9 protein-coding genes are annotated in these 7606 nt (G+C 51.8%); 1 reads left to right on the forward strand and 8 read right to left on the reverse strand.

What is annotated here, in order from left to right; translation table 11 throughout:
• Positions 1-67: 67 nt before the first annotated feature.
• The 8 genes from RTK01_RS06560 to dctP form a co-directional block, all read right to left on the reverse strand.
• Positions 68-478, reverse strand: coding sequence for an Rrf2 family transcriptional regulator (locus RTK01_RS06560; protein WP_312280207.1), 411 nt, complete (start codon positions 476-478; stop codon positions 68-70).
• A 456-nt stretch (positions 479-934) separates the two neighbouring features.
• Entirely contained in the window at positions 935-1876 is a 942-nt protein-coding gene (locus RTK01_RS06565; protein WP_312280208.1) for a 3-hydroxyacyl-CoA dehydrogenase family protein, read from the reverse strand.
• Positions 1877-1934: 58 nt separating this feature from the next.
• Positions 1935-2726, reverse strand: coding sequence for an aldolase/citrate lyase family protein (locus RTK01_RS06570; RefSeq protein WP_312280209.1), 792 nt, complete (start codon positions 2724-2726; stop codon positions 1935-1937).
• A gap of 19 nt (positions 2727-2745) precedes the next feature.
• Positions 2746-3141 (reverse strand): cupin domain-containing protein, encoded by a 396-nt coding sequence (locus RTK01_RS06575; protein WP_312280210.1) that lies wholly within the window; start codon positions 3139-3141, stop codon positions 2746-2748.
• 18 nt (positions 3142-3159) lie between these two features.
• Positions 3160-4035, reverse strand: coding sequence for a DUF6282 family protein (locus RTK01_RS06580; RefSeq protein ID WP_312280211.1), 876 nt, complete (start codon positions 4033-4035; stop codon positions 3160-3162).
• A 14-nt stretch (positions 4036-4049) separates the two neighbouring features.
• Entirely contained in the window at positions 4050-5330 is a 1281-nt protein-coding gene (locus tag RTK01_RS06585) for a TRAP transporter large permease (protein ID WP_312280212.1), read from the reverse strand.
• Positions 5327-5830, reverse strand: coding sequence for a TRAP transporter small permease (locus RTK01_RS06590; protein WP_312280213.1), 504 nt, complete (start codon positions 5828-5830; stop codon positions 5327-5329). The genes RTK01_RS06585 and RTK01_RS06590 overlap by 4 nt, the downstream gene beginning before the upstream one ends.
• Before the next feature lie 27 nt (positions 5831-5857).
• Positions 5858-6907 (reverse strand): TRAP transporter substrate-binding protein DctP, encoded by a 1050-nt coding sequence (gene dctP, locus RTK01_RS06595; RefSeq protein WP_312280214.1) that lies wholly within the window; start codon positions 6905-6907, stop codon positions 5858-5860.
• 218 nt (positions 6908-7125) lie between these two features.
• On the opposite strand from dctP, the gene RTK01_RS06600 reads away from it, so the two are divergent.
• Positions 7126-7606, forward strand: a 481-nt coding sequence (locus RTK01_RS06600) for an AraC family ligand binding domain-containing protein (RefSeq protein WP_312280215.1), incomplete at its 3' end; no start/stop codon positions are given.

The raw sequence follows: 7606 nt of genomic DNA on the forward strand, positions 1-7606 counted from the left end.
GCTTCCCCCTTTTTAATTGACCACCATATTTGACAAAATATGTCCACTTTGAAAGCGCAAAAAATAATTACCCGTCGAATAAAATCTCCTGAAGGCTGTGAGTTTCCAGTTCCTGATCCAGCTTTTTCTGAATGGAGGTTAAATTGATATGCGCGCGGCAGACGGTGTTTCCGTGCGCCTTGCACCAAAGGCACTGATAGTCTGGATTCATACATGGGCTGATGAAGGAATCCTCTTCCATGACCTGCATCAGCCGGAAAAGCGACACCTGTTCCAGCTTGGCCGCCAAAATATAGCCGCCATCCGCTCCGCGTAAAATTCGGACAATTCCGCCTTTTTCAAGCTTTTTTAAAATTTTGTAGGCAAACTGCTGGGGAATCTGTTCTCCCCGGGCAAGCTGCGCCGCAGTGGCCCGCTCCTCGTCCGCAAGTACCCGCAAAATCCGCAGAGCGTAATCCGTTTCCTTTGTAAGAAGCAATGTTTCATCTCCTTTTCCTTTTCCACTCTACTATTCTGGATATAAATTGTCAAGTATATTCTAGAAGAAATGAAAAGTTTTTTTGTACAAATTTATTAAGAAAAAGATTTGCCTCCTGCCCAGCATTGGCGCATATTACAAAAAGAAGAGAGAATTGTGGATTTGCCGAAAGCAAGGCGTGCCGGTGCCGGATTGGCAGGGAAGGAACAAGATAAAATGATTCGTATGGGCGATTTCATCGAGAGACGAACACAGAAAAACAGGATTTATCATTCGATTAAAACCGGGTGACAAATCCTGCTTATTGCGTTTGCAAATATTTTAGAACTGCTTTTTATGCAAATTTGTGTTTTTACGAAGCCCATTGCATTTGACGAGTACTTTACAAATGCTGAGATTGACCATCCAAAGCGGCTCAAATTTAAAGAAATTCAGAAAGCTTTTTCAAAGGGATTGTTATTCCGTGGGCACATTCCAGTTGAATATATTCAGGTAGGGCGCTTCTTTTCTCGCGTTAAACTCCCGGATGTTGTCCTCTGTCCACGAATACAGTCCCGTTCCGGCCTTCATGCCGGTCCGGCCACTCTCAAGACCATCCAGAACAATCTTTTGAATGTCGGTTTCATCACACAGCGTGGGATAAATAGTCTTTGCAATATCACGCTCCAGAGGAAAGCCCACGTCGTCAAAATATTCCAGCAGTCCAATGGAGGCATACCGCATTCCCACCGCGTAATGAATGGCCTTATCCAGCTCCGCAGCGCTTGCAACACCGTTTTCAAGCAGGTACAGGCACTCTCGAAACATGGCCTGCGCAATGCGATTGACAATAAAGCCCTCAATTTCCCTGTTAAGGCAAACCACCTGACGGTTCAGCGCTGTTTCCAGAAACGTCTTCATGCTGGCAAAAGACGCCGCGTCTGTCTTGGGGCTGCCCACCAGTTCAAACAGCGGAAGCAGATGCGCGGGCTGAAACGGATGCGCCACCAGCATTCGTGCCGGGTGGCGCATGCCCTGACACAGGACGTGGGGCGGCAGTGCGGAGGTGGTGGATGCAAGGATGGTTTCCTCTGAACAAACCGCCTCAACTTTTTGATAGACCGAGCGCTTGACTGCGATGTCCTCTGCCACCGCCTCGAAAACAAAGGACGAACCGGAAAGGTCATTGTAGTTCTGCGTCACCGTCAGCAGGGACAGTATTTTTTCACGCTGCTTTGCCGTAAGCTTGGATGCCTGCTCCAGTTCGGCCAGATTTTGTGCCACCGTTTCCCGGCAGCGCTGAATACCGCTTTCGGAGTGGCCCACTACAGTGGTCTCCACACCGTTTCCGGCGAGAAGGGTTGCGATGCCGGCGCCGATTGTGCCGGTACCGCAGACGGCCGCTTTGATTCTGCTCATGTTGTTCTCCTTGTAAAATTCCCGCCCAAACGCCTGCGCGTTTGGGCGGGAAAAGTTTTTACCTTTTTGCCGGACGCAGAGCATCCAGATCTGCTACGACCTCACGGAATTTAGAGGCAATCATATTGATTTCTGCGCCGTAGGCAATGTATTGAATGCCAAGCTCCACATAGTGCCTGGCTTCCTCCAGAGTTCCCGCGATAATACCCACGGGTTTTCCACCGGCTTTGGCGTCCCGGACAACCTGTTCGACCACGGACTGCACGTTTTCGTGGAGCGGCTGACCCAGAACCCCGACGGACTGGCTCATGTCGCCTGTGCCGATGAACAGCAGGTCGATGTCCGGGTTTTTGCAAAGCTCCGGGACCTGTTGAGCCATCTGGGTGTTCTCCACCATAATGACGCTTAACAACTCTTCGTTGGTGTACTTTAAAAACGCGTCCTTTGGACAAAAGGTATACTGTCCCGCCCGGGTGGTCATGGCAAAGCCGCGGGTTCCGCGGGGCGCATAGCGCATCTTGCGAACAGCCTCTGCCGCCTCCTCGGCGGTGTGAAGGTTGGGAACCTGAATTCCCTGTGCGCCCATGTCTCCCGCATGAAAAATATTCTGATCCAGCGCGTTGGGCACGCGTACCACCGCGCTCATGCCCACGCTGTTGGCAGCGCGGACCACGTTTTGCATCTCGCCGTAGCTGCAATCGCCGTGCTCTCCGTCCACAATGATAAAATCCATTCCGGCGTAGCCCAGCATTTCCGCCAGTTGAGGTGTGTTGAATTTAAAAAAGGTGCCAAACAGGATTTCCCCGTCAGAAAGGCGTCGTTTCAGGGATTTTGTGCTTTCAAATATCATTTTTGGCGTAACTCCGTTCTCATATGCCGAAGAGCTTGATGTCAGCCCTTTCTTCTTCCGTTTCGGCAGGCTTGCTTTCCGTCCGCTCGGGACGGTTGGGGTAAAATACATCCAGATTCAATACGGGCTGCGTGCCGGTGGCAACGATGTAATGCTCGATGCCGCCGGGAACCGCCATAACGCTGCCGGGCTTGAGGTGATGGGGCTGTCCGTCCACGTAAAAATCACACTCGCCCTGCAAGATGAAGACAAGCTGCTCATATTTGTGAGAATGCGGGCCCGGCGTGTGGCCGGGAATTGCCTCTGTCAGAGTGGTGGTCATATTTTCTGCCTGATAGGCCATATTGCGCATTTTCTCACGCACTGGCGTCCAGTTGCAGTCGTTCCAGTTGAGAATCTTCGGTTCATAAGCCATGATGGATGCCTCCTGTCGTTAAAGTCCCAGCAGCCAGGCTGGGTTGGTTTTGGTCATGGCGGTAATCTGCTCCTGCGTGACATGGAGAACCTTCATCAGTGCGCAGATAAAGCGATACAAGCCGTCCACAGGGGAGCCGTTTACCTTTTGTCCAAAGTCGGAGTCGACCACGAGACGGTCCGTCGGAACCGCTTCGATCATCTTTCCCACCACGGAGATGTCTACAGGCTCGCTCAGAGTTGCGATGCCCTTCACCACACCGGCGTTCAGCTCGATAAACGCGCCAAGCTTTGCCCAGGAGGCCATCTGCTCATAGGTGGCGTGAACCAGAAAATGCGGGTGATTGACCAAAATGCGCTGGATGCCAAGCTCCGCGGCCTTGTGGATGAGCGCGTCCACCTCGGGAGCTGTGCCGTGGCCGGTGTAAAGAATGACCTCCGGCTTTTTAGCCATATACTCCAAAACCTGAATAAGATTGGCGTCCAACTCTCCGTTTTCTTTCAGATAGCACACGGGATTCTCTGCTGCACTGGTATTGCCCGCCCCGAGAAACGCACCCTTGTGTCCGTTAATATGGCACTTGGAGGAAACCGTTGGCATACAGACGAACTTCGCTCCCATGGCGCAGGCGGCGTCCACCGCGTTCAGATTGAACAGGCCCACGGAATTGTTCAGCACGATTCCGCCAAACATCTGCGTTTTCTCCTGTCCGAAATGCTGCTGTGCCATGGTGGCGCTCATCATTGTGGGAAAATAATGATCTTTGATGACTGCGGCGCGATACCCCGCGTCCACAGCCTCCTGCATCATTTCAATGGCGTCCACGGAGCGCTTGGCCACCGAGGGGCCAGCGTGAATGTGCAGATCAATGATTCCATTTAAAAGCTCTTTCATAGTGTTCCTTTCCATCAGCCCGTGTAGCCAAACATTCTGGGGACCCACAGCGCCACGTCCGGCAAATATGCCAGAGCAAAGGTGACAACAAAGGCGGCGGCGCAGAAGGGTAGAATTGCTTTGTTCAGCCGGGTCAGCTCGATTTTAGAAATATTTGAGGTTACAAACAGCACCATACCCACCGGCGGAGTGATGAGGGCAATGGTCATCATGATGCAGAACACCAGGCCGAAGTGCAGAGAGTCCATGCCGATGGCCGTGACAATGGTCATCATTACGGGGGTGAAGATGGTGATAGCGGCGGTTGCCTCCATCAGGCAGCCGACAACAATCATTACCAGCAGCAGAAGCAAAATAATGACGTACTTATTGGTGGTCAGGGCCAACACCGCAGCCGTTACACGGCTGGGAACATTGTCTACCTCCAAGGAATAGCCGAGAATATTTCCGGCGGCAATAATAAACAAGATGGCGGCGGAGGAGCTGCCAGCCCGGAGCAGCATCTGCGGAACCTTCTTAAAATCAAAGCTCCGATAGAACATGCCCGCAAGAATAGCCGCCACACAGGCAACCGCACCGGACTCAGTGGGGGTAAACGCGCCCATCATCACACCGCCGACAATTACCAGAGGGACGATCAACGCCGGAATGGCAACCACGAAAGACTTTCCCAGCCGGCGGAAGTCAATGTGATCGATGGCCCGGGGCAGGTTGTGCCTTCTCACATACAGAGCGACGACCACAGCATAAGACACCGCGATCAGAATTCCGGGAACAATGCCCGCCATAAACAGGCCCTTGACGGAAACGCCGCTCAGTGTGGCGAAAATCACAAAGGTGGTGCTGGGTGGAATGATGGGGCCCAGCACGCCGGATGCCGCAATCAGGGCGCCGCCGAACTCCTCTTCGTAGCCGTCTTTTTTCAGATCGGGCAGCATGACGCTGCAGAGGATGGAAGAAACCGCGTTTGGCGACCCCAAAATGGCGGAGAGGATTGCGGCGGTGACCACCGTGGCATAGGCAAGTCCGCCTTTGACATATCCCACCAGCTCTTTGACAAAGTCCATCAGTTTGCGGGTGATGCCGCCGCCATTCATCAGCTCACCGGCGACAATAAAGAACGGAATGCAGGTCAGGCCGGAGCTGTTGATACCAGCGAACATTCTCTGGGGGATGACAGAAAGATAGGAAAGGTCGATCATACCCAGATGAATCACGCCGGTCAGTGCCAGCACAAATGCGATGGGCACGCCCAAAAACAGCGTGAGAACAAAAATGATTAACGCAGCGGTCATGCCTGCTCACCGTCCTTCCCCATAAGCCTTGAAAAGAGCTGATAATAATGCTCCGGTGCAAAGAGGAGCATTGCGCCAAAGCCGATGGGCAGCGGCGCCCATGGAATTGCCATGGAGACTTTGAGTCCAATGCTGATCTGGCGGTAAACGCCGGGCTTCAGAACCGACTGCAAAGAAAACCAGAACAGCATGGCAATCAGCGCCACGGCGACCGTCTCAGACAAAAGCTCAATCACGATCTGGGCCTTTTTAGACAGCTTTCCGGTCAAAAGGTCCAGCGAAACAAGCCCTTTGTCACGATAGGCCACGGCTCCGCCGAAAAATGCCACCATGATCATCAAATATTTCACCAGTTCTTCGGCCCAGGAAAAGGACAGGCCGAACACATATCGGCGAACCACTTCCAGCGCTGTCACACAAATCATAATGACAAGGCCCGTAGAAACCAGAATCATCATCAGAGTATGCAGCAGGGATACTCCCTTTTTATAAAATTTCATGGATGTCCTTTCTCAAACCCGCTTAAATCAACCGAGATTCTGCGCCATCTCCACGAAGGCCGCAATCTTCTCGTTCCTTGCGGAATAGTCGCTGTAAAGGTCAGCAACCTTATCTTGGAACGGAGTCAGGTCTTCGATGGTATTAAAGGTCACGCCGCCTTCTTCACAAGTTAATTTGCACAGCGCTTCGGTCTTGGGCAGGAATTCTTCAAACGCCTTGTCGTGGCCTTCCGCAAATACCTGCGAAATCAGCTCCTGATCCTCGGCAGACAGCTTGTTCCAGTAATCGCCGTTCATGACATAGACTGCGGGGAAGGGATACAAGCCGATTTCCGTGAAGTATTTGACGACCTCGTAGTGCTTCTGCATAGCGGCAGAGGTAACGTTGATCTCCTCGCCGTCAATCACGCCGTTTTGCAGACTGGTGAACACCTCGTTGTAAGCCACGGTGGTCACATTTGCGCCCAGACGGCTGACGGTGTCCTGAATGATGTTGGAGGTCATTGTGCGAAGCTTCAGGCCCTTCAGGTCCTCCAACTGGGTAATCTGCTTGTCTTTCGTTGCAAAGTGGCGCATGCCGTTTTCGGCGGAACCTAAAAACTTCAGATTCAGAGAAGTTTCCACTTCGCTGATCAGCGCGGCAAATTCATCGCTGTCCAGCGCGGCCTTTTCCTTTTCGTAATTGTTAAGCAGGAACGGAAGCTGGGTGCACTCAAGAAGATCGGTATACTGGCTCAAAGCAGAAATGCTCAGACCCACCAGCGGAATGGTGCCGTCCATTACCTGACTGACCAGCTCTGTGTCACCGCCCAATGTACCGGCATTGTGCAGCTCCACGACAATGTGGCCGTTGGAGCGTTCCTGAATCTTCTTTGCGACATACTGGGACATGGTGTCGGTGGGCATACCGGATGCTTCCGGAGTGGCATAGACGATGGTGATGACGTCATCGGCGGCACCGGAGCTGCCGGCGAGGGACGAGGCGGAGGACGCGGACGGTGTGGAGCCGCTGCCGCAGGCAGTGAGCGTTGTCAGCAGCATGGCGGTCGCAAGAATCAGCGAACATGTTCTTTTCATTTGAGTTTCTCCCTTCGTTTTTCAGGTGTGGCAGGTTATCTCTCTTTCTTCCTGCGTTGTCTTCATTATAGGAAGCCTTGTTACAAATGTCTTTCATCTAACTTTTCTGCTTTTTATATTATTTTCACTTTTTTATTGCGTTCCGAAAACCTTGTGGTAAAATTCAACTAGAAAGTGTGGGATTTTTTATGACAAATGTAAATGTGTTTTGGATTTTTATGTTGGATTACTCTAAAAATTGGGGAATCCACCGCCACTCCCATGACTACTATCAATTGTACTATATTACGTCCGGAAAAGGAATTATGGAAATTGAGCAGCAGCGTATTCCGCTCTTTCCGGGGCGCTCCGTTCTGATTCTTCCGGGGCTTGAACACGAGCTGTTTGAAATTCAGGAAGGCGTTCTGCGGATGATCGACGTAAAGTTTTATATACAGGATGACCTGCTATCCAATGAGCTTGGGAAGATCCCCTGCACTCTGCAAATGGAGGAGGAATTTTATACGCTGCTTTCCCGGGTTCGCACCGAGTGGAAATCCGCTCTTCCATTTAAAAAGAACATGGCGAATATTCTGCTGGAGCAGTGCCTTTACTCGCTTGTCCGCACGTTTGTGAAGTCAGAGGATTCCAAATTCCTTTTTCCGCAGCTTCATGAAAAAATGGAGCGTCTGGACGGCCTCTCCCGTCAGATTGCAGACT

This window comes from Oscillibacter sp. (assembly GCF_031978065.1).
Taxonomy (GTDB): Bacteria; Bacillota; Clostridia; order Oscillospirales; family Oscillospiraceae; genus Oscillibacter.

Excerpts from the sequence above, each read along its gene's own strand:
- RTK01_RS06565 (WP_312280208.1), bottom strand. The coding sequence starts at position 1,876 with ATGAGCAGAATCAAAGCGGCCGTCTGCGGTACCGGCACAATCGGCGCC.
- RTK01_RS06570 (WP_312280209.1), bottom strand. The coding sequence starts at position 2,726 with ATGATATTTGAAAGCACAAAATCCCTGAAACGACGCCTTTCTGACGGG.
- RTK01_RS06575 (WP_312280210.1), bottom strand. The coding sequence starts at position 3,141 with ATGGCTTATGAACCGAAGATTCTCAACTGGAACGACTGCAACTGGACG.
- RTK01_RS06580 (WP_312280211.1), bottom strand. The coding sequence starts at position 4,035 with ATGAAAGAGCTTTTAAATGGAATCATTGATCTGCACATTCACGCTGGC.
- RTK01_RS06585 (WP_312280212.1), bottom strand. The coding sequence starts at position 5,330 with ATGACCGCTGCGTTAATCATTTTTGTTCTCACGCTGTTTTTGGGCGTG.
- RTK01_RS06590 (WP_312280213.1), bottom strand. The coding sequence starts at position 5,830 with ATGAAATTTTATAAAAAGGGAGTATCCCTGCTGCATACTCTGATGATG.
- dctP (WP_312280214.1), bottom strand. The coding sequence starts at position 6,907 with ATGAAAAGAACATGTTCGCTGATTCTTGCGACCGCCATGCTGCTGACA.